The sequence below is a fragment of the Streptomyces sp. NPDC053560 genome (assembly GCF_044544605.1).
In the GTDB taxonomy this organism is placed as follows: Bacteria; Actinomycetota; Actinomycetes; order Streptomycetales; family Streptomycetaceae; genus Streptomyces.
In genome coordinates this window covers 287,787-311,776 of sequence record NZ_JBITXI010000010.1, presented here as the reverse complement: position 1 = coordinate 311,776, position 23,990 = coordinate 287,787, and the positions used below count along the sequence as shown (strand labels likewise).

General features: G+C 71.9%; 23 protein-coding genes and 1 riboswitch. Of the genes, 13 read left to right on the top strand and 10 right to left on the bottom strand.

Annotated features, from left to right (window positions below):
- The first annotated feature begins 236 nt into the window (after nucleotides 1-236).
- Nucleotides 237-929, top strand: coding sequence for a pentapeptide repeat-containing protein (locus ACIGQF_RS25195; protein ID WP_399714239.1), 693 nt, complete (start codon nucleotides 237-239; stop codon nucleotides 927-929).
- 36 nt (nucleotides 930-965) lie between these two features.
- Here the strand turns inward: ACIGQF_RS25195 and ACIGQF_RS25190 are convergent, their stop codons facing one another.
- Both ACIGQF_RS25190 and map read right to left on the bottom strand, forming a co-directional pair.
- Nucleotides 966-1,463 carry a hypothetical protein gene (locus ACIGQF_RS25190; protein ID WP_399714236.1) on the bottom strand — a complete coding sequence of 166 codons (498 nt, stop codon included), beginning with the start codon at nucleotides 1,461-1,463 and terminating at the stop codon, nucleotides 966-968.
- 254 nt (nucleotides 1,464-1,717) lie between these two features.
- On the bottom strand, nucleotides 1,718-2,485 hold the full coding sequence (map, locus tag ACIGQF_RS25185) for a type I methionyl aminopeptidase (protein WP_399714234.1): 768 nt from the start codon (nucleotides 2,483-2,485) through the stop codon (nucleotides 1,718-1,720).
- A gap of 71 nt (nucleotides 2,486-2,556) precedes the next feature.
- On the opposite strand from map, the gene ACIGQF_RS25180 reads away from it, so the two are divergent.
- Nucleotides 2,557-2,895, top strand: a complete 339-nt coding sequence (locus ACIGQF_RS25180) for a helix-turn-helix domain-containing protein (RefSeq protein WP_399714231.1) — start codon at nucleotides 2,557-2,559, stop codon at nucleotides 2,893-2,895.
- A 142-nt stretch (nucleotides 2,896-3,037) separates the two neighbouring features.
- Here ACIGQF_RS25180 and ACIGQF_RS25175 read toward each other — a convergent pair whose 3' ends face one another.
- Together ACIGQF_RS25175 and ACIGQF_RS25170 are read right to left on the bottom strand one after the other, a co-directional pair.
- Nucleotides 3,038-3,700: a GNAT family N-acetyltransferase gene (locus ACIGQF_RS25175; RefSeq protein ID WP_399714228.1), complete on the bottom strand. Its 663-nt coding sequence runs from the start codon at nucleotides 3,698-3,700 to the stop codon at nucleotides 3,038-3,040.
- Nucleotides 3,701-4,029: 329 nt separating this feature from the next.
- The gene (locus ACIGQF_RS25170; RefSeq protein ID WP_052863614.1) at nucleotides 4,030-4,605 is read right to left on the bottom strand and encodes a TerD family protein; all 576 of its coding nucleotides are present in this window, start codon (nucleotides 4,603-4,605) and stop codon (nucleotides 4,030-4,032) included.
- 302 nt (nucleotides 4,606-4,907) lie between these two features.
- Between ACIGQF_RS25170 and arfB the strand changes: the two genes are divergently transcribed.
- A complete protein-coding gene (gene arfB, locus ACIGQF_RS25165) occupies nucleotides 4,908-5,345 on the top strand; it encodes an alternative ribosome rescue aminoacyl-tRNA hydrolase ArfB (RefSeq protein WP_361559156.1) in 438 nt (145 codons plus the stop codon).
- Nucleotides 5,346-5,449: 104 nt separating this feature from the next.
- On the opposite strand, the gene ACIGQF_RS25160 is transcribed toward arfB, so the two are convergent.
- Nucleotides 5,450-6,028: a flavin reductase family protein gene (locus ACIGQF_RS25160; protein ID WP_399714444.1), complete on the bottom strand. Its 579-nt coding sequence runs from the start codon at nucleotides 6,026-6,028 to the stop codon at nucleotides 5,450-5,452.
- Between the two features lie 451 nt (nucleotides 6,029-6,479).
- Here ACIGQF_RS25160 and cdgB point away from each other — a divergent pair, with 451 nt between their 5' ends.
- Both cdgB and ACIGQF_RS25150 read left to right on the top strand, forming a co-directional pair.
- Nucleotides 6,480-8,144: a diguanylate cyclase CdgB gene (gene cdgB / locus ACIGQF_RS25155; RefSeq protein WP_361559159.1), complete on the top strand. Its 1,665-nt coding sequence runs from the start codon at nucleotides 6,480-6,482 to the stop codon at nucleotides 8,142-8,144.
- 366 nt (nucleotides 8,145-8,510) lie between these two features.
- On the top strand, nucleotides 8,511-9,473 hold the full coding sequence (locus ACIGQF_RS25150; protein WP_399714223.1) for a carbohydrate-binding protein: 963 nt from the start codon (nucleotides 8,511-8,513) through the stop codon (nucleotides 9,471-9,473).
- A gap of 115 nt (nucleotides 9,474-9,588) precedes the next feature.
- On the opposite strand, the gene ACIGQF_RS25145 is transcribed toward ACIGQF_RS25150, so the two are convergent.
- The 3 genes from ACIGQF_RS25145 to ACIGQF_RS25135 all read right to left on the bottom strand — a co-directional run bounded on the left by ACIGQF_RS25145 (nucleotide 9,589) and on the right by ACIGQF_RS25135 (nucleotide 12,828).
- Nucleotides 9,589-10,518, bottom strand: coding sequence for a 1-phosphofructokinase family hexose kinase (locus tag ACIGQF_RS25145; RefSeq protein ID WP_399714220.1), 930 nt, complete (start codon nucleotides 10,516-10,518; stop codon nucleotides 9,589-9,591).
- Nucleotides 10,519-10,705: 187 nt separating this feature from the next.
- Nucleotides 10,706-11,863 (bottom strand): N-acetylglucosamine-6-phosphate deacetylase, encoded by a 1,158-nt coding sequence (gene nagA, locus ACIGQF_RS25140; protein WP_399714218.1) that lies wholly within the window; start codon nucleotides 11,861-11,863, stop codon nucleotides 10,706-10,708.
- On the bottom strand, nucleotides 11,863-12,828 hold the full coding sequence (locus tag ACIGQF_RS25135; RefSeq protein WP_399714215.1) for an ROK family protein: 966 nt from the start codon (nucleotides 12,826-12,828) through the stop codon (nucleotides 11,863-11,865). The genes nagA and ACIGQF_RS25135 overlap by 1 nt, the downstream gene beginning before the upstream one ends.
- Before the next feature lie 359 nt (nucleotides 12,829-13,187).
- Here ACIGQF_RS25135 and ACIGQF_RS25130 point away from each other — a divergent pair, with 359 nt between their 5' ends.
- The 3 genes from ACIGQF_RS25130 to otsB all read left to right on the top strand — a co-directional run bounded on the left by ACIGQF_RS25130 (nucleotide 13,188) and on the right by otsB (nucleotide 15,838).
- Nucleotides 13,188-14,465 carry an extracellular solute-binding protein gene (locus ACIGQF_RS25130; protein ID WP_399714212.1) on the top strand — a complete coding sequence of 426 codons (1,278 nt, stop codon included), beginning with the start codon at nucleotides 13,188-13,190 and terminating at the stop codon, nucleotides 14,463-14,465.
- Between the two features lie 123 nt (nucleotides 14,466-14,588).
- Complete coding sequence (locus ACIGQF_RS25125) at nucleotides 14,589-14,834, top strand: DUF3263 domain-containing protein (protein WP_361559177.1); 246 nt, start codon at nucleotides 14,589-14,591, stop codon at nucleotides 14,832-14,834.
- A 128-nt stretch (nucleotides 14,835-14,962) separates the two neighbouring features.
- Nucleotides 14,963-15,838, top strand: a complete 876-nt coding sequence (gene otsB, locus ACIGQF_RS25120) for a trehalose-phosphatase (RefSeq protein WP_399714209.1) — start codon at nucleotides 14,963-14,965, stop codon at nucleotides 15,836-15,838.
- Nucleotides 15,839-15,958: 120 nt separating this feature from the next.
- Here the strand turns inward: otsB and ACIGQF_RS25115 are convergent, their stop codons facing one another.
- Nucleotides 15,959-17,440 (bottom strand): trehalose-6-phosphate synthase, encoded by a 1,482-nt coding sequence (locus ACIGQF_RS25115; protein ID WP_399714206.1) that lies wholly within the window; start codon nucleotides 17,438-17,440, stop codon nucleotides 15,959-15,961.
- 206 nt (nucleotides 17,441-17,646) lie between these two features.
- Complete coding sequence (locus ACIGQF_RS25110; protein ID WP_399714203.1) at nucleotides 17,647-18,639, bottom strand: glucosyl-3-phosphoglycerate synthase; 993 nt, start codon at nucleotides 18,637-18,639, stop codon at nucleotides 17,647-17,649.
- A 180-nt stretch (nucleotides 18,640-18,819) separates the two neighbouring features.
- Nucleotides 18,820-18,978, top strand: a riboswitch (SAM riboswitch).
- Nucleotides 18,979-18,995: 17 nt separating this feature from the next.
- On the opposite strand from ACIGQF_RS25110, the gene thrC reads away from it, so the two are divergent.
- The 5 genes from thrC (at nucleotide 18,996) to ACIGQF_RS25085 (ending at nucleotide 23,945) form a co-directional block, all read left to right on the top strand.
- On the top strand, nucleotides 18,996-20,282 hold the full coding sequence (gene thrC, locus ACIGQF_RS25105) for a threonine synthase (RefSeq protein WP_399714200.1): 1,287 nt from the start codon (nucleotides 18,996-18,998) through the stop codon (nucleotides 20,280-20,282).
- A gap of 68 nt (nucleotides 20,283-20,350) precedes the next feature.
- On the top strand, nucleotides 20,351-20,629 hold the full coding sequence (locus tag ACIGQF_RS25100) for a MoaD/ThiS family protein (RefSeq protein WP_361559190.1): 279 nt from the start codon (nucleotides 20,351-20,353) through the stop codon (nucleotides 20,627-20,629).
- A gap of 456 nt (nucleotides 20,630-21,085) precedes the next feature.
- A complete protein-coding gene (locus tag ACIGQF_RS25095) occupies nucleotides 21,086-21,289 on the top strand; it encodes a cold-shock protein (protein ID WP_003986833.1) in 204 nt (67 codons plus the stop codon).
- A gap of 322 nt (nucleotides 21,290-21,611) precedes the next feature.
- The gene (groL, locus tag ACIGQF_RS25090; RefSeq protein ID WP_361559193.1) at nucleotides 21,612-23,237 is read left to right on the top strand and encodes a chaperonin GroEL; all 1,626 of its coding nucleotides are present in this window, start codon (nucleotides 21,612-21,614) and stop codon (nucleotides 23,235-23,237) included.
- 162 nt (nucleotides 23,238-23,399) lie between these two features.
- Nucleotides 23,400-23,945 carry a hypothetical protein gene (locus ACIGQF_RS25085; protein WP_399714196.1) on the top strand — a complete coding sequence of 182 codons (546 nt, stop codon included), beginning with the start codon at nucleotides 23,400-23,402 and terminating at the stop codon, nucleotides 23,943-23,945.
- Nucleotides 23,946-23,990 lie beyond the last annotated feature (45 nt).

Here is a 23,990-nt window from a genome sequence, read left to right as displayed (position 1 = left end):
AGTCGGGTACGGCCGTGGCGGCGGGCTGCCGAGGGGTTATCCACAGGCCGGGGCGGGCGTCGGCGGGATGTCAGTGGTCGGGTGCAGGATGGGTGATGGGTCGGGATGAAGGCGAGGTCGGTTGCCGGGTGTCGGGGGGCGGGCACCGGGTGTCCGGTGTCGGGTGGATGCCGGCGGGGGCGGGTTCGTGAGGTGGCTGCGCGCGGGGGCGTGGGTGGAGACGGAAGGGTGCGGAGATGGGCGGTGGTCGTGTGGCCGGGCGAGCCGGGAACGCCGAGCGGACGAGGCGGTCGGTACGGCGGCCGGAGGTGCGCCTGCCGGAACTGGTCGCGTACGAGGGAGGGGAGTGGGAGCCGGAGGGGGATTACGACGGGCTGGAGTTCGCGGACACGGACTTCGGGGGGCAGTCGGCGCGGGGCGCTCGGTTCCTCGACTGCGCGGTGCGGCGCAGCGCGCTGGACGAGGCGGTGCTGAGCCGGGCCCGCTTCATCGACAGCGTGCTGGAGGGGGTGCGGGGCGTCGGTACGGATCTGTCGGGGGCGTCGTTCCGCGATGTGGAGATGCGGGACGCGCGGCTGGGCGGGACACAGCTGCACGGCGCGGTGCTGGAGCGGGTCGTGGTGCACGGCGGGAAGATCGACTTCCTCAATCTGCGGAAGGCGAAGCTGCGGGACGTCGCGTTCGAGGAATGCGTGCTGGTGGAGGCGGACTTCGGCGGGGCCGAGCTGGAGCGGGTGACGTTCGACGGCTGCACCCTGGCGCGTACGGACTTCAGCGAGGTGCGGATGCGGGACGTCGACCTGCGGGGTGCGGCGACGCTGGACATCGCACGGGGTATCGACCGGCTCGCGGGCGCGGTGATCAGCACGTCCCAGCTCATGGAACTGGCACCGGCGTTCGCGGCCCAGGTGGGCGTCACGGTGGAGTGAGGGGAGCCGGGGGAATGGCGGGGGAGCCGGGGGTGGTCAGACGCGGGGGAAGCGGGCCTGGAGGTCCCATACGAGGGGGTTGTCGGCCAGGCCGTCGTGCATGTCCGTGAGGTCGGCGATCAGGTCGTGCAGGAAGTCGCGGGCCTCGCGGCGCAGCGCGGCGTGGTTGAAGCTGAGCGGGGCCTCGTCGACCGGCATCCAGTCGGCGGTGACGTCCACCCAGCCGAAACGGCGCTCGAAGAGGATGCGGTCGGACGACTCGGTGAAGTCCAGCTCGGCGTGTTGCGGGCGGGCGGCGCGGCTGCCGTGGGGGTCGCGGTCGAGCTGCTCGACGATGTCGCAGAGGGCCCAGGCGAAGTCCAGTACCGGTACCCATCCCCAGGCCGTGGACAGCTCCCGGTCCGCCTTGGTGTCGGCGAGGTAGACGTCACCGCAGAACAGGTCGTGGCGCAGCGCGCGGGTGTCCGCGGTGCGGTAGTCCGTCTGCGGGGGGTCCGGGAAGCGCCGGGAGAGCGAGTAGCCGAGGTCGATCACGTAGGTGATGGTCGCATGCCGGTTGAGGTGATCGCTTGGGGAGGCCAGGGACCAGGGAGCGGCCGGGAGAGGCCAGGGAGAGGCCGGGAGAGGCCGGGGAGCAGCCCGGCGGGGGGCCAGGCGGAGGGCAGAGGGGGCCCGCCCCCCGGCCCTTCCCCGGGTCGCCCCTGCCCCGGAGCCGGCCCGGGGGCGATCCGGGGGCCGGGCCTCTGCGGTGGCGCTGGTCGGTGGGAGAGGGGAGAGGGGAGGCGGAGTCAGGGCCGGGTGAGGATGCGGGGGCCGTCGTGGGTGACGGCGATGGTGTGCTCGAAGTGGGCGGCCTGGCTGCCGTCCGTGGTGTGGAGCGTCCAGCCGTCGCCGCCCGTGTAGTACGCGTTGCTGCCGCCGGCCAGGAACATCGGCTCGATGGCGAGGACGAGGCCGTGGCGGAGGACGAAGCCGCGGCCGGGCCGGCCGTCGTTGGGTACGGACGGGTCCTCGTGCATCCGGCGGCCCACGCCGTGGCCGCCGAAGTCTTCCGGGATGCCGTAGCCGGCGGCGCGGCCGATGCTGCCGATGGCGTGCGAGATGTCGCCGATACGGGCGCCCACGACGGCTGCCGCTATGCCGGCTTCCAGGGCGCGCCGGGTGGTGTCCATCAGGAGCTGGTCCTCCGGGCGCGGGGTGCCGACCGCGACGGTGATGGCCGCGTCGCCCGCCCAGCCGTCCACCATCGCGCCGCAGTCGATGCTGAGCAGGTCGCCGTCGCGCAGCCGGTACGGGCCCGGGACGCCGTGCACGATCGCGTCGTTGACGGACGTGCAGATGGTGGCGGGGAAGGGGGTGAGTGCGAAGGACGGGCGGTAATGCAGGAAGGGCGAGGTGGCGCCCGCCTCGCGCAGTACCGAGCGGGCGATCTCGTCCAGCTCGGTCAGCCGGGTGCCGGGGGTGGCGGCTTCGCGTGTGGCCGTGAGGATGTCGGCTACCACGCGGCCGGTGCCGCGCATCGCGTCGAGGGCGGTGTCGGTCTTGATCTCCACCATGGGTCGGGTCCTCCGTGTTCGGTGCGCCAATTTTTATACCGGTATTTGTTTACCGGTATTAGTATCACGGCATGGTCCGTACACCTCTCACTCCCTGGGAACGCGAGCGCGGCGAGCGGCTGGGGGCGCTGCTCCGGGCGGCGCGCGGCGACCGCAGCATGGTCGAGATCGCGGCAGCCGCGGGGATCTCCGCCGAAACGCTGCGCAAGGTCGAAACGGGGCGGGCGCCCACCCCGGCTTTCTTCACCGTGGCGACCCTCGCCTCGACGCTCGGGCTGTCGCTCGATGAGCTGGCGTTTCTCGCTGCCCCACCGGGAGAGGGAACAGGCGCCGCGGTCGAGACCGAGGTCGAGGCCGAGGGGGACGGGGTGGTGCCGCCGACTGCGCGGCCGGGCATCGCGGCCGCCTGAGGGGGAAGGGGTCGGGCCCGATTTCACTTCCGGCCCACGCCCGCCCCGTACCCGCCTCGCGTCCGTCCCGCCCCATGCCCGTCCCGCGCCCCTCCCGCGAGGGGGCTACGGTCGGCTGCCCTCGTCAGGGCCGGTGGAGAGGTCAGAAATCCTTGTGCAGGACCGTGCACGGGCGGCCCATGGCGAGGTCCGTGCGGTGGTCGATGGCGCGGTAGCCGAGGGCGGTCCAGAAGACGAACGCGCCGGGGTTGTTGTCCAGGACGGCCAGACGTACGCCGTCGTGGCCGGCACCGCGAAGCCGGTCCTCGACGCATGCCGCCAGGCGGCTGCCGCGGCCGGAACGGTGCAGGTCGCCGTGGATCAGGAGCAGGCCGATCCAGGGGTACGGGTCGATCGGGTCGGGGTGTTCGGTGAGGGTGGCGGCCAGGCCCGTCAGTCGTCCCGGCGGCCGGTCGCCCGTCAACCGTCCCGACGGCTGGCCGCCCGATCCGGGAGCCGTTGCGCATCCCGGTTCGCGGGCGAGGAGTACCTCGGCGGCGGGGTGTGCCAGTTCGGCGTTGAGGCTGGAGGCGACCTCGTCCCGTCGGAGGGCGTACGGGTCGGGAAAGTCGCCGCTGAGGGCGAAGAACTCGGCGTTGGAGGCGTAGAGGTCCGTCAGCTCGTCGAGGAGCGGGTCCGGAAGGCGGCCGTCGGTCTCGGTGAGCAGGGCGCTCAGCGGTTCCAGAGCGGGAGCCTCAGCGGGAGCGTCGGTGGGGGAGTCGGTGGGCGGCTCGTCCTCGTGCGGGTGGTGGCTTGTACCGGTCATGGCCGCATGTTCGTCGGTCGGTCGCCCCGAAGCGAGGGAGTTCGGCGGAATGCGGAGACGTTTGCGACGGAGGAGCCGGAACGGGAGCGGCGAAGTTCGCGCCGGGGAGGGCGGAGGCCCGGCCGGGGGACCCGTTCTCGGCCGGAGCAAGCAGGCCGGAGCACGTTGGAGCAGGCGGAGGCCGCCCGCCGCCGCTGGGTGCGGTGCGGGCGGCCTCCATCAGTCAGCCGACTCAGCCGTCAGTCGACTCGGCCGTCAGCCGACTCGGCCGTCAGGCGACGTGACTGTCAGCCGAGGTGGCCATCAGCCGACGTGACGGTCGAGCCGGATCAGACGTTGACGCCGAAGTCCTGGGCGATGCCGACCAGGCCCGAGGCGTAGCCCTGGCCGACGGCGCGGAACTTCCACTCCGAGCCGTTGCGGTACAGCTCACCGAAGACCATCGCGGTCTCGGTCGCCGCGTCCTCGCTGAGGTCGTAGCGGGCGATCTCGGTGCCGCCGGCCTGGTTCACGATGCGGATGAAGGCGTTGCGCACCTGGCCGAAGTTCTGGCTGCGGTTCTCGGCGTCGTAGATGGAGACCGGGAAGACGATCTTCTCGACGTCGGCGGGCAGCGCGGCGAGGTTGACGTTGATCTGCTCGTCGTCGCCCTCGCCCTGGCCGGTGACGTTGTCACCGGTGTGCACGATGGACTGGTCCGGCGTGGCCTTGTTGTTGAAGAACACGAAGTGCTGGTCCGAGTAGACCTTGCCGCTCGGGTTGACCGCGATCGCGCTCGCGTCGAGGTCGAAGTCCGTGCCCGTGGTGGTGCGGACGTCCCAGCCGAGGCCGACCGTGACGGCGGTCAGGCCCGGAGCCTCCTTGGTGAGCGAGACGTTGCCGCCCTTGGACAGGCTTACAGCCATGGGAGTGCCCTTTCCTCGTCGTTTCGTCGGGCTCCGTACTCCGGACGAAGCTACCGTCACCCTGCACAACGTCGGTCGAGGACCATGAGGTTCCAGCTGGCTTTACTTTCTTTGCCAAGTCCTGATGCGGCTGTCGTGACCGTCGTGCTTCATGGGGTCTGCGCGGCTCCGCGGGCCGACTGCCCGGACCGGCCCCGGAAGGGGCCGGGCTGGGCCGGGACGAGGACCGGACTGGCCCCGGACTGGACCCGGACGGGGAAATGCGGGTGACGGGACCGGCGCGGGCGCGCGATCATTGGCGCATGTCCGGGCCCTATGTCATCCGTGGTTCGGTCGTCCTTCCGGAGGCGGAGCTCGTCTGGCGCTTCTCGCGTTCATCCGGACCGGGCGGCCAGCACGTCAACACCTCCGACAGCCAGGTGGAGCTGCGTTTCGACCTCGCCGCGACCACTGCGCTGCCCGAGGTCTGGAAGGAGCGCGCGCTCCAGCGGCTGGCCGAGCGCGGGCGGCTGCTGGACGGTGGCGTGGTGTCCGTACGGGCCTCCGAGCACCGCTCGCAGTGGCGGAACCGCGAGACCGCCGCGGTACGGCTCGCCTCTCTGCTGGCGGAGGCGTCCGCGCCGCCGCCGAAGCCGCGCCGTAAGACGCGGATACCGCGGGGCATCAATGAGCGCAGGCTGCGGGAGAAGAAGCAGCGCGGTGACACGAAGCGTGGGCGTTCGGGCCGCGACTGGCACTGAGCCGCCCCGGCCCCCTCTCCCTGTCCCGGCTTCCGGTACCGACCCCGGCTACCCCGGCTTCCGGCACCGCCCCTGACTATCCCGGCTTCCGGTACGGACCCCGGTTACCCCAGCTTCCGGTACCGACCCCGGAAGTACGTCAGGGGATTCGTTTCCACGTGCGGCGTGTGGGCCGTCAGTACGCGGCCGATGGTGAGGGTGTGGTCGCCGGCCACGACGCGCTGTTCCGTACGGCACTCCATCGTGGCGAGCGCGCCCTTCACGAGTGCGGCGCCCGTCTCCTTGCCCCGTACGTGCGGGACGCTCGCGAAGAGGAGCCGGTCGCTGAGGCGGCCCTTCATGGAGAACTGGCCGGCGATGTTGCGCTGGCTCTCCGTCAGGACCGAGACAGCCCACAGGGGCTGTCGCTCCAGGATGTCGTCCATCCGGGACTCGTTGCGGACGCTCACCATGACCAGCGGCGGGTCGAGTGAGACGGACATGAACGCGGTGGCGGTCATCCCCGCGTCCTCGCCGTCCGGGACGTCGCCGTCGGCCGGGTCGTCCTCCGGGTCGAGGGCGGTGATCAGTACGACCCCGGCAGCGAGCCGGGACAGGGCGGCACGGAACTCGTCGGCACTCACCCCACCAGCATGCGGGATCAGCTCCTGACCCTCGACGATCACATCGGGGCGCGAGGCGATCTCCTCCGGGCGGGAACCCGCCTCTTCCGAACGGGGGCCCGGCTCCCCGTCCGGGCTCTGCTCCGTACCCGGGCTCTGCTCCGTACCCGGGGTAGGGGCGGTGCGCGGGTCGGTGGCGGCGGCAGAGTTGTTCGTGAACACACAATGAACGCTAATCGGATCCGCGTGCGGTTCGCATCGGGCCCTGGGACCAGCCGCGTCCTAGGGCTGACGACCGAGGACTCCGGTCGGCGGAATTTGCGTTCAGGAAGTTTATGGAAGCGAGAAAAGGGCTTTCGGGGGAGTGGGTAACTTCCCGGCGTGTTATGTGACTTGAGTCACAGCAGGGGGTAATTGTTGACCCTGTGTACCGAGTGAACAGCTCACTGTGATTCAGTGGCCGTGGCAATCGGACGACTAGAGGACGACAAGAAGCCTGGAGTTGCTGTCGAGGTCTCGGGGAGAGCGAGCGATGGAGACCGAGTCGGAGCCATACGTCCGTCTTGCGACCCTGCGGCAGCTGCACCAAGTGGTCGCTGACCTGAACACCGCACGCAGCCTTGCAGACACGCTGCAGGCCGTCGCCGACGGCGCGATCACCGGGCTGGGCTATGAGCTCGCCGCGGTCAATCTCGTACGCCCCGACGGCGACCTCGTGGTGGCCGCAGTCGCAGGCAGTGCGGGTGCGGAGGCCCTGCTGTCCGGCCGGGTCGGCTCCCGGGAGTCCTGGGAGCGCCGGCTGAGCATGGGCCAGCGCTGGGGCGACCTGTGCTTCATTCCGCACACCGAGGGCTGGGTGCTGGACGACGACGACGTCCCGCAGTGGCACGCCGCCGGGCCCACGCCGCGCTTCCCCGACGAGTGGCACCCGATGGACCGCCTCTTCGCGCCCATGTACTCGGCCTCCTCCGGAGGCGGCGACCTGCTCGGCGTGATTTCCGTCGACCGGCCACGCAACGGGCGCCGTCCGGGAGCCTGGGGCCGCGAGGCGCTCCAGATGTTCGCTTTCCAGGCCGCGATTGCGATCAGTAATGCCCGGTTGCGGGCAAACATGCAGCGCGCGCTGGTCCGGCTGGAGCGTGAGCAGCAGGCGCTGCGGGCGAGCGAGGAAAGCTTCCGGCAGGCCTTCGAGTACGCGCCGAGCGGCATGGCCATCGCCGAGATGGGAGGCGACCAGCACGGGCGGCTGCTGCGTACGAACGACGCGCTGTGCCGGCTGCTGGGGCGCCCGGCTTCCGTGATGCGCCGGTACTCCTTCTCCGACCTGGTGCACCCCGAGGACATCGGGACGCTGCTGCGGACCTCCGCCGAGGGCGGCCGCGCGGAGCTGCGGCTGGCCCGCCGGGACGGCTCCTACGTCTGGGTGAACCTGCGCAACAGCGTCGTCGCGGACACCGCCGACGGCCCGCGCTTCCTGCTCACGCACGTCGAGGACATCGAGGAGCGCAAGCGGCACGAGCTGCAGCTCGCGCACCGTGCCAGCCACGACTCGCTGACCGGCCTGCCGAACGCCGCCGAGCTGCGGGCCCGGCTCAGCGCCCGGCTGTGCTCGCGGCCGCCGGGCGCGGACGAGGCGGACGCCTTCGCCTCGGCGGTCGGCGGGGACATCGACGGGCACGACTTCCTGCCGGACGGCGGCGGCGAACCGTTCGAGGGCTTCCACCTCGCCCGTACGGGTCCGGTCTACGACAGCCATGTGCATGCGGTGGCGCCGTCGGACGGGCCCGAGGACGACGGTGCCAAGGGGCTGGCCGTGCTCTTCTGCGACCTGGACGGCTTCAAGTCGATCAACGACCGGTTCGGGCACCACACGGGTGACGCGGTGCTCATCGAGGTGGCCAGGCGGCTGACCAACGGGGTGCGGGACGGCGACACGGTCGCGCGCCTCGGCGGTGACGAGTTCGTCGTGCTCGCGGACGGGCTGGGCAAGGCGGACGCCCAGGACCTGGCCGTACGGCTGCGGAACGCGATCATCCCGCCGATCAGGGTGGACGGCCGGGCCGTGCGGGTCGGCGCCAGCTTCGGGATCGGCTGGGCCGGTTGCGGCATGTCGGCCGAGGAGGTCCTGCAATCCGCTGACCAGCGGATGTACGTCGAGAAGCGGTCCCGCTCGAAGGCGAACCGGCGGGTGGGCTGACGGCCGGCGCCCGGGGCAGGGGCCCTGCCGCCCTGCCCCTGGGACGGCAGCCGGCATCCGCACCGGGCCCTCCCGTCGCACGGACCCGTCTTCCCCGCCCGTCCCACCCGTCCCGCGTCCCGGCCGTGTGGCGGAAGACACCTCCCGCCCGGCGGAGGGCGCCCGTACCGCGCTGACCGCTGCCTACCCCGGTGAGCGCCCGCTGTTCACCGTCCTGTAGTGATCTTGTGGCCGTACGGAACCGGCGTACGCCGCTCCGCACCGGGTAGGCTGCGCCGATGCGGCGCTGGCCGCCGGGGGCCTCACAAGCATGTAGACATCAGTACGTAGACATTCGTTTGCAAGACCGCTGGGGAGTGACGCGGAATGACGGCCGGTAGTAACGGCACGGACACGCCGGAGAACGACGATCCGTTCGGCTACCTCTACCGCTCGGAAGGCGGCGAGGCGGGCGCGCAGGGTCAGTCGGGCGCCGGCGCGGCGGTGCGGCAGCCGGGCGTCCCCAGAAGGTCCTACAACCAGGTGCGCGCCGTCGGTGAGCGGCAGTACGGGCAGCAGCAGTACGGGCAGTCGTACGGTCAGCAGGCGCAGGCGCCGCAGCAGCCGGCGTACGGGCAGAACGCGCACTACGCGGCGCCCGAGACGCTGCCGGGCGGTGGGGCGCGCAACGGCCACGGCGGGCACGGTGCCGGCGGCTCCGGCCAGGGGCCGCGACGCAACCGCAACGGCCTGCTCATCGGCGCCATCGCGGTCGTCGCCGTCGTCTGCGTCGGCATCGGCGTCGCGATGATCTCCAACAGCGACGACGGGAAGGGCGAGGAGGCCGGCGGGGCCGGCGCGTCCGCGAGCGAGAGCGCCGGGCCGAGCGCCAAGCCGTCCGACAAGCCGGCCGCGGTCGACCTGCCCAAGGCCGACGCGGGCAGCCTGCGCCTGGACGGCTCCGCGACCACCGCCAAGGACATACCGGGCGCCCGTTCGTCCGGCGGCCTGTACGTCACCGGCATGAACACGCCGGGCTCCGCGGCGACGTGGAAGATGGACGTGCCCAAGGACGGTCAGTACACCGTCTTCGTCGGGTACGGCGTGCCCGGCAAGGACGCCGACGCGACCCTGTCGATCAACGGCAAGGCCCGCGACTCGGGGCTGAACATGAAGAACTTCGCCGGGGCGCAGGAAGGCGACTGGGAAAAGGGCTGGACCCGCACCTACGCCTACGTGCAGCTGAACAAGGGCACCAACGAGATCAAGATCTCCTGCGAGCAGGGGAACAAGTGCGACTTCAATCTCGACCAGGTGTGGCTCAAGGCGGGCCAGGTCACCAAGCCGTAGCCGGTACCGCACCGCCGGCCGGGGCCGCCCTTGAGCCCCGGCCGCCGGCGCGGCCTCTGAGCCCCGGGCTCCCGGCCGCCGCCCCTGAGCCCCGGCCGTCGGCCGGGGCTTATCGCTAAGCCGCCGCCGGCCCGTCCGTCACGGTGACCTCGCCCAGCAGTTCCTCGTACGTGGCGCGGTCGAATTCGCCGGCGCCCTCGGCGCGGACCGTTGCGGTGGACAGGGCCACCGCGCGGATCAGGCGGTCCGGCCAGGAGAGGCCTTCGACCAGGCCGGTCAGCAGGCCGGCCACCGCCGAGTCGCCCGCGCCGGTGGGGTTGCCGGCGATCCGCCGCGGTGGCGCGGCCTGCCAGGAGCCGTCCGCGGTCACCGCGAGCATGCCGTCGGCGCCGAGCGAGGCCGCGACCGTGTGCGCGCCCCGGCGGCGCGCGTCCCGCGCGGCCCGCAGCGGTTCGTTGTGGCCGGTCAGCGCGGCCAGCTCGTCGGCGTTGGGCTTGGCGAGGTCGGGCCGGGCGGCAAGGCCGCGGCGCAGCGGTTCGCCGCTGGTGTCCAGGAGGACCGGGACGCCGGCCGTGCGGGCCGTACGGGTGAGGCGCGCGTACACGTCCACGGGCACGCCGGGCGGCAGGCTGCCGCAGAGGGCCACTGCCTCCGCGCCGTCGAGGAGTTCGCGGTACCGGGTGAGGAACGCGTCCCACTCGGCGGGGGAGACCGTCGGGCCCGGTTCGTTGAGCTGGGTGGTGTCGCCGCCGGCGGTGTCCACGACGGCGATGGTGCGCCGGGTGGCGGCGCCGATCGGCACCAGCGCGTCGGTGACGCCGGTCTCCTGGGCGAGCATGGCGCGCAGCGCGTCGCCTGTGCCGCCGCCGGCGAAACCGGTGGCAACGGTGTCATGCCCCAGTGCGGCGAGCACCCGGGCGACGTTCAGGCCCTTGCCGCCGGGGCGTTCGGACACCTCCGTCAGCCGGTTGGTGCCGCGCGGGCGGAGCCGCGGTACCCGGTAGGTGATGTCGAGTGCGGCGTTCAGCGTGACCGTGAGGATCATGGTTCCCCCTCCCGCGCAGTGGTCGGGCGGCCGCGTGAACGGCCGGGTACGGACGAGTGCGCGAGCGATCATGCCATCGCCGACGGCAGTTGGCACAGAGCGCGTTGACCGCCGGGGCCGCGGATCCGGATCAATCGGCCCAGCCCGGACGGGGGTGCCCGCCCGGACCAACGTCCGCACCGGGTCTCTACCCGGCCTGCGGCGGCCGTACCACCCACTCACCCCGCCGCATCACACCCACCAGGTCGTACGCCGCGTTCAGTACGACCAGGTCGGCGTCCTTGCCCGGCTCGATGGAGCCGGTGCGGTCGTCGATGCCCAGCAGTCGCGCCGGGTTCGCCGACAGGGCCTGTACGGTCTGCTCGATGCTGATGCCGTCGACCGTGACGGCGCGCTTGAAGGCCAGGTCCAGGGTGAGCGTGGAGCCCGCGATCGAGCCGGCGGTGGGGCCGCCGTGGATGCGTGCGACGCCGTCCTTGACCTCGACCTCCATCGGGCCGAGCGGGTACATGCCGTCGCTCATGCCGGCCGCGCCCATCGCGTCGGTGATGAACGCGACGCGGCCGGCGCCCGCGTGACGGAACGCCAGTTCCAGGACGGCGGGGTGCAGATGGGTGCCGTCGTTGATCAGCTCGACGGTGATCCGCTCGTCCTCCAGGAGCGCCGCGATCGGCCCGGGGGTGCGGTGGTTCAGGGCCGGCATGGCGTTGAAGAGGTGCGTGGCGACGGTGGCGCCCGCCTCGATGGCCTCGTGGGCCGCTTCGTACGTGGAGTCGGTGTGGCCGATGGCCGCGATGACGCCGGAGTCGGCCAGCAGGCGTACGGAGTCCAGGCCGCCGGGCAGTTCGGGGGCGAGGGTCAGCATCTTCGCCGTGCCGCGGGCCGCGTCGATCAGCTTGCGGACGTCCGCCGGGTCCGGGTCGCGCAGCAGTTCGGGCTGGTGGGCGCCGCAGCGGTGGGCCGAGATGAACGGGCCCTCGAAGTGGATGCCGGCCAGCTCGCCCTGCTCGACCAGTTCGGACAGGACGGCCGCCTGCCGGGCCAGGTCCGCCAGGTCGCCGGTGACGGTCGAGGCGACCATGGAGGTGGTGCCGTGGCGGCGGTGGGTGTCGGCGGCCTTCAGGCACTCCTCGGGGTCGGCGGAGGAGAACGAGCCGCCGCCTCCGCCGTGCACGTGCATGTCCACGAAGCCGGGGACGACCAGGTGCCCCGACAGGTCGACGGTGGTGCCGCCGGCCGCGGGGCCCACGGCGAGGTGCGGCCCGTCGATGGTGAGCGCGAGTTCGTCGACGACGCCCGCGGGCAGCGCCACCCGGGCGCCGCTGAGGATGGTTCGGTCCGCCATCAGGCAGTTACCTCCGTGGAGAGTAGATCCCGGGCGAGCAGTCCTGCGCCCAGGCAGCCGGCCGCGTCCCCGAGCGCCGCCGGAACGATCGAGGGGAGCGGCTGGAACGTAACCCGCTGCCGGACCGCCTCTCGCAGAGGCGCGAACAGCGTGTCGCCCGCCTCGGCGAGCCCGCCGCCGATGATCAGGGTCCGCGGGTCGAGCAGCGTGAGGCAGGTGACCAGGCCGTCGGCGAGCGCGTCGACGGCCTCCTGCCAGACGGTGACGGCCGTCCGGTCGCCGGACTCGACGGCCTTGGCGGCGTCCGCTGCGGTGGCGTCCGGGTCACCGCAGGCGGCGGCCCAGGCGCGGCCGACGGCGGAGGCGGAGGCCAGCGTCTCCAGGCAGCCGCGCCGGCCGCAACCGCACTGCGGGCCCTGCGGGCGTACGACGATGTGCCCGACCTCGCCCGCGCTGCCGTGCGCCCCGGCCTCGATGCGGCCGCCGATGCCGATGGCGGCCGCGATGCCGGTGCCCAGCGGCAGGAAGACGAACCGGTCGGCGCCCTTGCCCGCCCCGATGCGGCCCTCGGCGAGTCCGCCGGTGCGTACGTCGTGGCCGAGCGCCACGGGTACGCCGTCGAGCCGCTCCGAGAGCAGGCGGCGCAGCGGGACATCGCGCCAGCCGAGGTTGGAGGCGTACACGGCGGTGCCGGTGGTCTCGTCGACGATGCCCGGGACCGCGACGCCGACGGCCGCGGCGGGGGCGCCGTACCGCCGGGCGCCCAGCTCGCGCAGCTCGGCGGCGAAATCGAGGATCGTGCCGATCACCGCCTCGGGGCCGCGCTCGCGCCCCGTGGGGCGGCGGGCCTCGTGCAGCAGGACGGGCGGCCGGGCGGGCGCGCCTCCGGAGGACGCCGCCTCCGTACCGACGAGTGCGGCCTTGATCCCGGTGCCGCCCACATCGAGCGCGATGACATGTCTCACGCGGGCCAGTCTCCCGCGAGAAGTGTTGAAAGGTCTAGTCCACTTGCGGTCTCCGCGCGTAGCTACCCTGTGGGGGTGATGTTCGGGCGTGGTGCGCGGGGAGTTGGGCGCCGGGTCGCCCGCGCGTCACCGTGCGTTCCGTCCGCGCCGCGTGCGCAGGGCGGTCGCGCGGGGCTGGAGGGAGGCCCGTGTTCCGGTTCGCTGATGCGAAACGGAGACCTCATTTGGTGTAGACCTTGTGACGGTGTGCGGGGCAGACTCGCAGCCCATGCGCTCGGCGGGGGTGATCCTCGCCGCCGCGGCGCGTCCCGGACGTACGGCACACCCAGACGGCACACGAAGGCGGAAAAGGGCACGTAATGGCAGTACAGCGACGCTACAAGAGCCTCGCGGCGGCGGGTATCGCGACGGCCATGACGCTGACCCTGGCGTCCTGCTCCGGCGGCCCCGGCGGCAGCGACGACGTCACCCTGAAGCTGGTCGCCGCCGACTACGGCGACAACGCGTCCAACTCCAGCAAGCACTACTGGGACGACGTCACGCAGGCCTTCGAGGCGAAGCACCCGAACATCAAGGTGGACGTCGACGTCTACAGCTGGGAGGACGTCGACAAGGAGGTCGCGAAGCGGGTCGAGGCCGGCAACGCCCCCGACATGGCCCAGATCGGCGCGTACGCCGACTACGCCGCCGAGGGCAAGCTCTACAGCGCCGACGACCTGCTCTCCATCAGCACCCAGGCGGACTTCACGCCCGGTCTCGCCGACGCGGGCGAGTACCACCGGGTCCAGTACGGTCTGCCCTTCGGAGCCAGCACCCGCCGCCTCTTCTACAACAAGAAGCTCTTCGCCCAGGCCGGCATCGCCGGCCCGCCCAAGACCTGGTCCGACATCAAGCAGGACGCGCAGCTCCTGAAGGACGCGGGCGTGAAGACACCGTTCGCGCTGCCGCTCGGCCCCGAGGAGACCCAGGCCGAGACGATGATCTGGATGCTGAGCGGAGGCGGCGGCTACACCGACTCCATAGGCAAGTACACGATCGACTCGCGGCAGAACGTCCGGACCTTCAAGTGGGTCAAGGACAACCTCGTCACTCCCGGCCTGACCGGCGGCGACCCCGCGAAGCTCAACCGCCAGGCCGGCTTCGACGCCTTCGCCGACGGCAAGGTGGGCATGCTCAACGGCCACCCCACCCTCATGCAGCAGGCCAAGGCCAAGGGCGTCGACTACGGCACCGTCGCGCTCCCCGGCATCAACGGCCCCGCCAAGTCCACCATGGGCGTCGCCGACTGGATGATGGGCTTCAAGCAGAACGGGCACCGCGCCGAGATCGGCAAGTTCCTCGACTTCGTCTACGACAAGGACAACGTCCTGAAGTTCTCCGGCGACTACGGCCTCCTCCCGGTCACCGTCTCCGCCTCCCAGGACATGCTCGCCGAGGACAAGTACAAGAAGCTGCACGGCTTCCTCACGCAGCTGCCGGACGCGGAGTTCTACCCCGCCGACAAGACCTCCTGGCCCCTCGTCAGCAAGACCGTCAAGGCCAAGATGGGCAGCGCGGTCGGCAGCGACGGCGACCCGCAGCAGGTCCTCACCGACATCGAGAACACCGCGAACGAGGCGGACAGCGCGACCCGCTGACGCCGGACGCAGACGGCGGGCGGCAGGCCGCGGGCCGGTCCGGGGCCGCCCCGAGCGCGTCGGCCGGCGCCGCCCGCCCGGGTGATCAGTAGGGATGTCGTACCGCGGGGCTATCGTGGTCGTGTGGTGTCCGAATCGCCGTCCGAGCAGCTGTCAGCGCGCGACGAGGCCGTGCTCGCCGTGGAGCGCCGCTCCTGGCCCGGCCCCGGCGCCAAGGAGCGCGCCGTGCGCGAGCGGCTCGGCATCTCGCCGACCCGCTACTACCAGCTGCTCAACGCCCTCCTGGACGACCCGCGCGCGCTCGCCCACGACCCGGTGACGGTGAATCGGCTGCGCCGGGTCCGGGAGGAGCGGCGGGCCCGGCGCTGAGGCCGCGTGCCCGGTCGGCCCTCGTCCGCGAGGGGTGTGGCCCGCCCGACGCCGGCCCCTGCCGCGTCCGGCGCGCAAGATCTCCGTACGCCCTCCGCGCGCCCCGGCCCACCGCTAGGCTCGGGCCCATGGGCAGCCCCGAGAACCTCCTCGCGCAGCCGGTGTCCGAAGCCGGCCGCGCGGGCCTGGCCACCCTCCTCGCCCGGCCCGCCGAAGCCGTCGTCGCGCTCGACTTCGACGGCACCCTCGCCGACATCGTCCCCGACCCCGAACAGGCCCGCGCGCACCCCGGCGTCGTCCCGGCCCTCGCCCGCCTCGCGCCACTGCTGCGCGCCGTCGTGGTGATCACCGGCCGGCCGGCGGAGACCGCCGTACGGCTCGGCGGCTTCGCCGCAGCGGACGGCCTGGACCACCTCGTCGTCCTCGGGCACTACGGCGCGGAGCGCTGGGACGCCGCCACCGGCCGGATCGACGCGCCCGCGCCGCCGCCCGGCGTCGCCGCCGCGGCCGCCGAGCTGCCCGGACTGCTGGCGGGCACCGGTGCCTGGCGGGACGTGCCCGTCGAGGACGCCATCGAGACCAAGGGCGGCCGGGCCGTCGCCGTGCACACCCGCCGCACCGCCGACCCGCAGGGCACCTTTGAAGCGCTGCGCGCGCCGCTGGCCGACCTCGCCCGGCGGCACGGCCTGATCGTCGAGCCGGGCCGCTTCGTCCTGGAGCTGCGCCCGCCCGGCGTCGACAAGGGCGTGGCGCTCACGTCGTACCTGCGGGAGGTGGCCGCGGGCGCGGTCCTCTACGCCGGGGACGACCTCGGCGACCTGGCCGCGTACGCCGCCGTCGACGCGCTCCGCGACCGGGGACAGCCCGGGGTGCTGGTGTGCAGCTCGGCGACGGTCGGCGAGGGCGCCGAGGAACTGGCCGACCGCGCCGACCTGGTCGTACCGGGCCCGGCCGGGGTGGTCCAGCTGCTGACGGGGCTGGCGGAGGCCATGGCGCGCGCCTGAGGGCTCGCCCCGCAAGGGGCAGCCCCAGGGGCGCGGGGGACTGCGCGAGCGACCACGACGGCGGGGCAGCCGCCCGGCACACCGAACGGGGCAGTGCCCCTCGCGCCCGGAGAACCGGCCTCAGGCCGAGAGCGCCCGCAACTGATCCAAGAACCACTGCGCAGGCGGCAGCGCCGTCGCCGCCATCGCCAGCCGCTTCGACCGCTCCGCGCGCTCGTCCTGTGGCATCGTCAGCGCCTCGTGCAGCGCGCCGGCCGTGGCCTCGATGTCGTACGGATTGACCACCAGCGCGTCGTCCGCCAGCTCCGCGCAGGCCCCGGCCTCCCGGGAGAGCACCAGCGCGCAGCCCGCCTCCGACACCACCGGCACCTCCTTGGCGACCAGGTTCATGCCGTCGCGGATGGGGTTGACCAGCGCCACGTCGGCGAGCCGGTAGGCGGCCAGGGAACGCGCGAAGTCGTCCTTCACATGCAGCACCACCGGCAGCCAGCCGGGCGTGCCGAACTCGTCGTTGATCTCCCCGGCCAGCCGCGCGACCTCCTCGGTGTACTCCCGGTACACCGCCAGGTCCTGCCGCGAGGGGTAGGCGAACGCTATGTGGACGACCCGGCCGCGCCACTCGGGCCGGTCGGCCAGCAGCCGCCGGTACGCGCGCAGCCCGCGCACGATGTTCTTGGACAGCTCCGTGCGGTCCACCCGCACGATCGTCTTCCGCGGCGCGCCGTCCTCGCCGGTGCCGATCTGCTCGCGCAGGTCCGCCAGCCGGTCGTCGACGTCCGGCTGCCGGGACCGGTCGCGCAGGAAGTCCGCGTCGGCGCCCAGGCCGTGCACGCCGAGCCGGGTGGTCCGGCCCTCGTGCGTGACGCGCAGCCCCGCTTCCCCGTCCCGCGCCACCTCGGCGCCCAGCACGGCCGCGCAGCACTCGGCGAACGCCTCGGCCCAGCGGCGGGTCAGGAACGCCGCCCGGTCGCCGCCCAGGACGCCGCGCAGCACCTGGGCCGCCACGTCGTCCGGCAGCAGGCGGAAGTAGTCCGGCGGCGCCCACGGAGTGTGCGAGAAGTGGCCGATGCGCAGGTCGGGGCGGCGCTCGCGGAGCAGGCCCGGGACCAGTGTGAGGTGGTAGTCCTGCACGAGGACGGCGGCGCCCGGCGCCGCGGCCTCGGCGAGCGCGTCGGCGAAGGCGGTGTTGTACGCCTCGTACGCCGCCCACTGGCCGCGGAAATCCGCGTCGAACGACGGCTCCAGCGGCGTCTGGTACAGCAGGTGGTGGACGAACCACAGCACGGAGTTGGCGATGCCGTTGTACGCGTCGGCGAACACCTCGGGCGGGATGTCCAGCATCCGGACCTGCTGTCCGCCGGTGTCGGCCGGATCCAGCAGTCCGGCACCGGAGGCGGCCCGCCGGGCCGCCTCGCGGTCGCCGTCGCCGAGCGCCGCGCACACCCAGACGGCTCCGGCGTCCGAGCCGATCGCGGACAGGCCCGAGACCAGTCCGCCACCGCCGCGCCGGGATGTGAGCGTGCCGTCCGCGCCCAGGGCGTAGGAGACCGGGCCACGGTTGGACGCGACGAGAACCTGGGCACCTGAGCTGGAGGAGACCATGCCGATGAACTAACCCGCCACAGATCCGCTCAAACGTACGGCCCGCAGCACATCGTGGGCGCAGCCGCACGTCGGGCGACGCGCGCGACCGCCATGAGCTCCCGGAAGCTCCCGGTCCGCCGGACTCCGCGGCCCCGCAGGGCCGGTACGGCTCGCCGCGACCGCTCGCCGCGACCGCTCGCCGCGACCGCCGCCGCGCCCCGGCCTCAGGCCGCCCGCCGCTCCGCGTACTCCGGTATGCCGCGCATCGGCGGCCGCTCCTCGGTGTCCACCGCGGTCGTACGCGGCACGAAGCCGCCCTCCTCGCCGCGGTCGAACTGGGTGAGCCGGGGCCGTACGAGGTGGCCGCGCGCCAGCCGCAGCTGGGCGGTGCGGTAGATCGCCGCGGCCATCCGGCCCAGGGCCTGCCCGTCCTGGTGCCGGTGCCTGCGCACCCCCACGTCCACCTGCGCCAGCGCGTCCAGGCCGACCGTGTGCAGCGCGTCGACCAGCAGGCCCAGCTCGACGCCGTACCCCACGGGGAAGGGCAGCCGCTCCAGGAGCGAGCGCCGGGCCGCGTACTCGCCGCCGAGCGGCTGGACGAAACCGGCCAGCTGCGGCCAGTGCAGATTGAGCAGCGGGCGGGCCACCAGCTCGGTCACCCGTCCTCCCTGCTCGCCGCCGGCACGACGACCGTCCCGGCCCGCCCCCGCGCCGCCGACGGCGTCGCCCAGCGGCCGGTCGTACATCGCCTTCACGAACTGCACCTGCGGGTCGGTCAGCAGCGGCCCGACGATCCCGGACACGAAGTCGGCGGAGAACTCGCGCAGGTCGGCGTCGACGAAGCAGACGATGTCGCCGCTGGTGGCCAGCAGCGAGCGCCACAGCACCTCGCCCTTGCCGGGCACCGTCGCCAGCCGGGGCAGGATCGCGTCGCGGTGCACGACCCGGGCGCCGGCCGCGGCCGCGACCTCGGAGGTGCGGTCGGTGGAGCCGGAATCCACCACGATCAGCTCGTCGACCAGCGGCATCGCGTCGGACATCAGGTCACGGCGGATGATCTCCACGATCGCGCCGACCGTGGCTTCCTCGTCGAGCGCGGGCAGCACTACGCTGACCTTCTGCCCCGTGCGCCCTTTCGCTGCCAACAGCTGGTCGAGCGGTCGGTCGGCGGCGGACCAGGAGCGGCCGGCCAGCCAGCGCTCCACCTCTTCCAGCACGTATCCGTCTCCTTTTGCTACGCGTGTGGGCCATCTTGCTACGCGGTGTGAGCCATCTCGCGGTTCGGACGGCTATCTCAACCATCCACCCCTTCGGTTACAGTCTTGAACAACGCGGATGACCACCGCATGCCGGGGTCACCGCTGAACAAACGCCTGTGTTTCGCATGCAGGCCATACCGCTCATCCAGAGGGGCAGAGGGATACGGCCCGTTGAAGCCCCGGCAACCCTCCAGCCGGTCTTGCCGCCAGGACACTGAAGTCCCGCGCGCGAGGCTCCCGGCTAGGGAAGGTGCCAAATCCGTCTCACGGCGAGATGCGTCGTGAGGAAGATGAGGAGAAAGGGCCTCGCCTCCATGGCTGTGCAAGCTTCTGAAAGCACCACCACTTCCGCCGTCTCCCTCGGCCCCGCCGCCGCGCTGTCCTGCCGCGAGTGCGGCACCCGCTTCGATCTGGGCCCGATCTTCGCCTGTCAGGAATGTTTCGGGCCGCTCGAAGTGGCCTACGACCTGCCGAGCGGCGACCCCGAGGGCCTGAAGAAGCAGATCGAGGCCGGTCCCGACAACATCTGGCGGTACGCGCCGCTGCTGCCCGTCCCCGCCGACGTGGCCGACAAGCCCAACCTCAACCCGGGCTTCACCAAGCTGGTCAAGGCCGACCGGCTCGCCGCCGAGCTGGGCGTCACCGGCGGCCTGTACGTGAAGGACGACTCCGGCAACCCGACGCACTCCTTCAAGGACCGCGTCGTGGCCATCGCCGTCGAGGCGGCCCGCGCCTTCGGCTTCACCACCCTGTCCTGCTCCTCCACCGGCAACCTGGCCGGCGCCGTCGGCGCCGCGGCGCGCCGGGCCGGCTTCCGCTCCTGCGTGTTCATCCCGCACGACCTGGAGGCGGGCAAGGTCGTCATGGCCGCGGTGTACGGCGGCGACCTCGTCGGCATCGAGGGCAACTACGACGACGTCAACCGCTTCTGCTCCGAGCTCATCGGCGACCCGCTGGGCGAGGGCTGGGGCTTCGTGAACGTCAACCTCCGCCCGTACTACGGCGAGGGCTCCAAGACGCTCGCGTACGAGATCTGCGAGCAGCTCGGCTGGGAGCTGCCGGACCAGCTGGTCATCCCGATCGCCTCGGGCTCGCAGCTCACGAAGATCGACAAGGGGCTCAAGGAGCTGATCCAGCTCGGCCTGGTCGAGGACAAGCCGTACAAGATCTTCGGCGCCCAGGCCGAGGGCTGCTCGCCGGTGTCCACCGCCTTCAAGGCCGGCCACGACGTGGTCCGCCCGCAGAAGCCGAACACCATCGCCAAGTCGCTGGCCATCGGCAACCCGGCGGACGGCCCGTACGTGCTCGACATCGCCCGCCGCACCGGCGGCGCCGTCGAGGACGTCAACGACGAGCAGGTCGTGGACGCGATCAAGCTGCTGGCCCGCACCGAGGGCATCTTCGCGGAGACCGCGGGCGGCGTGACCGTCGGCGTCACCAAGAAGCTCATCGAGAACGGCCGGATCGACCCGGCCAAGTCCCTCGTCGTCCTGAACACCGGCGACGGCCTGAAGACGCTGGACGCCGTCGCGCCGACCACCGGCCCGACCGCGACCATCCGTCCGAGCCTGGACTCCTTCCGCGAGGCCGGCCTCGGCTGAGCCCCGGCTCCCGGCCGCAGCGCGGCCCCGTACCCGTCGCCCCTGAACCCGGAAGGCAGAGAAACACCATGAGCGTCAACGTCCGCATCCCCACCATCCTCCGCACCTACACCGGCGGCCAGGCCGAGGTCCCCGCCGAGGGCGCGAAGCTCTCCGAGGTCATCCAGGACCTGGAGAAGAACCACAACGGCATCGCGGCCCGCGTCCTGGACGACCAGGGCAAGCTGCGCCGCTTCGTGAACGTCTACGTCAACGACGACGACGTGCGCTTCGAGGGTGGTCTGGAGACCGCGACGCCGGACGGCGCCAGCGTCTCGATCATTCCCGCGGTGGCCGGCGGCTGCTGAAAAGCGGCTGTACGCCCCTTTGTGCGCCCTGTGCGCGCCCCTTGTGCACCGTCTCGTGAATGACGGGATGCGCACCCCGGAATCGCCCCGTCCGCATTAGAAGCGGACGGGGCGATTCCATGTCGTTAAAGGCGATACAGTTGAGGTGAATCCTCTTCTCGCGCGTGCCCGACGCATATGAGAACACGACAAGATGTGCTCAAAGTGTGTGCGCAATTTGTCGTGTTGATGAGCTATGCCCGGCCCGGCTTGCCCAGAATTGTTGAGACTTCGCCGGATATCGGCGAATGGTCGTGGGCAGAATTCTCGTCCGATTGACCTGTTGCGCTGGGCATCGGTCCAGATACATTCAGCGGCGGTCGACGCGTTCCGGCGCACACCCTCCTTGGGGGTGAGGTCTGACCCGGGTCCGCGGAGTGCGGTCCTGCGCAAGGGCCAGCAATAGGGGAGTTAGGAATGGCTCAGGGCACCGTCAAGTGGTTCAACGCGGAGAAGGGGTACGGCTTCATCGCGGTCGACGGTGGTGCGGATGTTTTCGTCCACTACAGCGCGATCCAGATGGACGGTTACCGCACCCTTGAGGAAGGCCAGCGGGTCGAGTTCGAGATCTCGCAGGGCCAGAAGGGGCCGCAGGCGGACATGGTTCGCGTGGCCGGCTGAAGCGCCGACCGACTGCAGCGTACGGAGGTCCGTGCTCCCTGACGGGGGTGCGGACCTTCTGTTGTGCGCGGGCGCGTGTGTGCCCCGGGCCTCTTGCGTGGTCGCCGCTCGAGCCTGCAGCCTTGCTTGGGCGCTTGCACTCGAGGGGGTCGAGTGCTAATCATTGCGTTAGCACTCTGAAGGTGAGAGTGACAGAACTTCGGATCGGGCCGGTGAGGTCCGCGGCCCGGTGGGGCAGGGAACCACGGGGTTGCAGGCCGTCCGTCGCGGGCACCAGCGCGGTCCACTGCGTTTCCACCCCTGTCCGGGAGGACCACTTCACATGGCCAAGATCATCGCGTTCGACGAGGAGGCACGGCGCGGTCTCGAGCGCGGGATGAACCAGCTCGCCGACGCCGTCAAGGTCACCCTTGGCCCCAAGGGCCGCAACGTCGTCCTTGAGAAGAAGTGGGGCGCCCCCACGATCACCAACGATGGTGTGTCCATCGCCAAGGAGATCGAGCTCGAGGACCCGTACGAGAAGATCGGCGCCGAGCTGGTCAAGGAGGTCGCGAAGAAGACGGACGACGTCGCCGGTGACGGCACGACGACCGCGACCGTCCTGGCCCAGGCCCTGGTCCGCGAGGGCCTGCGCAACGTCGCGGCCGGCGCCAACCCGATGGCCCTGAAGCGCGGCATCGAGCGCGCCGTCGAGGCCGTCTCCGCCGCCCTGCTGGAGCAGGCGAAGGACGTGGAGACCAAGGAGCAGATCGCCTCCACCGCCTCCATCTCCGCGGCCGACACCCAGATCGGTGAGCTCATCGCCGAGGCCATGGACAAGGTCGGCAAGGAAGGCGTCATCACCGTCGAGGAGTCCCAGACCTTCGGTCTGGAGCTGGAGCTCACCGAGGGTATGCGCTTCGACAAGGGCTACATCTCGGCGTACTTCGCCACCGACATGGAGCGTATGGAGGCGTCGCTCGACGACCCGTACATCCTGATCGTCAACTCCAAGATCTCCAACGTGAAGGACCTCCTTCCGCTGCTGGAGAAGGTCATGCAGTCGGGCAAGCCGCTGCTGATCATCGCGGAGGACGTCGAGGGCGAGGCCCTGTCGACCCTGGTCGTCAACAAGATCCGTGGCACCTTCAAGTCCGTCGCCGTGAAGGCCCCGGGCTTCGGTGACCGCCGCAAGGCCATGCTCGGCGACATCGCCATCCTCACCGGTGGCACCGTCATCTCCGAGGAGGTCGGCCTCAAGCTGGAGAACGCCGGTCTCGACCTGCTCGGCCGCGCCCGCAAGGTCGTCATCACCAAGGACGAGACCACCATCGTCGACGGTGCCGGCGACAGCGACCAGGTCCAGGGCCGCGTCAACCAGATCCGCGCCGAGATCGAGAACTCGGACAGCGACTACGACCGCGAGAAGCTGCAGGAGCGCCTGGCGAAGCTCGCCGGCGGTGTTGCGGTCATCAAGGCCGGTGCCGCGACCGAGGTGGAGCTCAAGGAGCGCAAGCACCGCATCGAGGACGCCGTTCGCAACGCGAAGGCGGCCGTCGAGGAGGGCATCGTCGCCGGCGGTGGCGTCGCCCTGCTGCAGGCTTCCTCGGTCTTCGAGAAGCTCGAGCTCGAGGGTGACGAGGCCACCGGTGCCGCCGCTGTGAAGCTGGCCCTGGAGGCCCCGCTGAAGCAGATCTCCGTCAACGGCGGCCTTGAGGGCGGCGTCGTGGTGGAGAAGGTGCGCAACCTGACCGTGGGTCACGGCCTGAACGCCGCGACCGGCGAGTACGTCGACATGATCGCCGAGGGCATCATCGACCCCGCCAAGGTCACCCGCTCCGCGCTGCAGAACGCCGCCTCCATCGCGGCGCTCTTCCTCACCACCGAGGCCGTCATCGCCGACAAGCCGGAGAAGGCCGCCGCGGGCGGCGCCCCGGGCGGCATGCCGGGCGGTGACATGGACTTCTGATCCCCCCTTCCGGGAACGGATCAGCTGTTCATCGCTGTACGAACCGAGGGCGGCACCCCCATCACGGGGGTGCCGCCCTCGGGCGTTTTCCGGGGCGCGGCGGGCGGGCCGAGCTCCTTCGGGTCAGCCGCTGTTGTCGGTGGTGGGTGGGACGGTGCCGCCATGGGTCTTTCGATCAGGTTCGAGAAGGACGAGGCGACCGGCGAGTACGCCGCTGCCGGGACGGACGGGACCCGCACGGTCACGGTCCGGGCCGATACCTACGAGGGGCAGGCGCGCTCGCGCATGAGGCGTTCGGTCTCCAGACCCACCGGCCGCGGACGGCAACGGTTCCGGCTGATCCACTGTCCGCCCGGCGAACAGCCGGGAGTCGACGATCGTCGTTACGACACGCTCAAAGCCCGGCCGCCCGAAGGCCGTGAGGTGCGGAACCTCGGCGGCTACCTGGCCCTGTGCTGCGAGCGGCCCGGCGACGGACTCCTCGACGCGGTTGCCGAGGTGTGTGCCGAGATCCGTGCCGAGCACGGGCTGCTCATGTCCGGCCTCGGTATCGAGAAGCTGGACGAGTGGTGTGAGGACGGAACCGACGGCCGGGGCGCGGAGATCGTCGGGCAACTGCTGCTGATGGCCGCCGAGCGCGGTCCGCGTCTCGGGTATGACGTGCAGGAGCTGGTGCGCTTCCTGCGGACGGCCGCCGGCAACGGGTAGCCAGGGTGCCGGGACGGGGCTCCCCCTCCCGGCACCCTGATGTGA

Excerpts from the sequence above, each read along its gene's own strand:
- ACIGQF_RS25195 (WP_399714239.1), top strand. The coding sequence starts at position 237 with ATGGGCGGTGGTCGTGTGGCCGGGCGAGCCGGGAACGCCGAGCGGACG.
- map (WP_399714234.1), bottom strand. The coding sequence starts at position 2,485 with ATGGTGGAGATCAAGACCGACACCGCCCTCGACGCGATGCGCGGCACC.
- ACIGQF_RS25180 (WP_399714231.1), top strand. The coding sequence starts at position 2,557 with ATGGTCCGTACACCTCTCACTCCCTGGGAACGCGAGCGCGGCGAGCGG.
- ACIGQF_RS25175 (WP_399714228.1), bottom strand. The coding sequence starts at position 3,700 with ATGACCGGTACAAGCCACCACCCGCACGAGGACGAGCCGCCCACCGAC.
- ACIGQF_RS25170 (WP_052863614.1), bottom strand. The coding sequence starts at position 4,605 with ATGGCTGTAAGCCTGTCCAAGGGCGGCAACGTCTCGCTCACCAAGGAG.
- arfB (WP_361559156.1), top strand. The coding sequence starts at position 4,908 with ATGTCCGGGCCCTATGTCATCCGTGGTTCGGTCGTCCTTCCGGAGGCG.
- cdgB (WP_361559159.1), top strand. The coding sequence starts at position 6,480 with ATGGAGACCGAGTCGGAGCCATACGTCCGTCTTGCGACCCTGCGGCAG.
- ACIGQF_RS25150 (WP_399714223.1), top strand. The coding sequence starts at position 8,511 with ATGACGGCCGGTAGTAACGGCACGGACACGCCGGAGAACGACGATCCG.
- ACIGQF_RS25145 (WP_399714220.1), bottom strand. The coding sequence starts at position 10,518 with ATGATCCTCACGGTCACGCTGAACGCCGCACTCGACATCACCTACCGG.
- nagA (WP_399714218.1), bottom strand. The coding sequence starts at position 11,863 with ATGGCGGACCGAACCATCCTCAGCGGCGCCCGGGTGGCGCTGCCCGCG.
- ACIGQF_RS25130 (WP_399714212.1), top strand. The coding sequence starts at position 13,188 with ATGGCAGTACAGCGACGCTACAAGAGCCTCGCGGCGGCGGGTATCGCG.
- otsB (WP_399714209.1), top strand. The coding sequence starts at position 14,963 with ATGGGCAGCCCCGAGAACCTCCTCGCGCAGCCGGTGTCCGAAGCCGGC.
- ACIGQF_RS25115 (WP_399714206.1), bottom strand. The coding sequence starts at position 17,440 with ATGGTCTCCTCCAGCTCAGGTGCCCAGGTTCTCGTCGCGTCCAACCGT.
- thrC (WP_399714200.1), top strand. The coding sequence starts at position 18,996 with ATGGCTGTGCAAGCTTCTGAAAGCACCACCACTTCCGCCGTCTCCCTC.
- ACIGQF_RS25100 (WP_361559190.1), top strand. The coding sequence starts at position 20,351 with ATGAGCGTCAACGTCCGCATCCCCACCATCCTCCGCACCTACACCGGC.
- ACIGQF_RS25095 (WP_003986833.1), top strand. The coding sequence starts at position 21,086 with ATGGCTCAGGGCACCGTCAAGTGGTTCAACGCGGAGAAGGGGTACGGC.
- groL (WP_361559193.1), top strand. The coding sequence starts at position 21,612 with ATGGCCAAGATCATCGCGTTCGACGAGGAGGCACGGCGCGGTCTCGAG.
- ACIGQF_RS25085 (WP_399714196.1), top strand. The coding sequence starts at position 23,400 with ATGGGTCTTTCGATCAGGTTCGAGAAGGACGAGGCGACCGGCGAGTAC.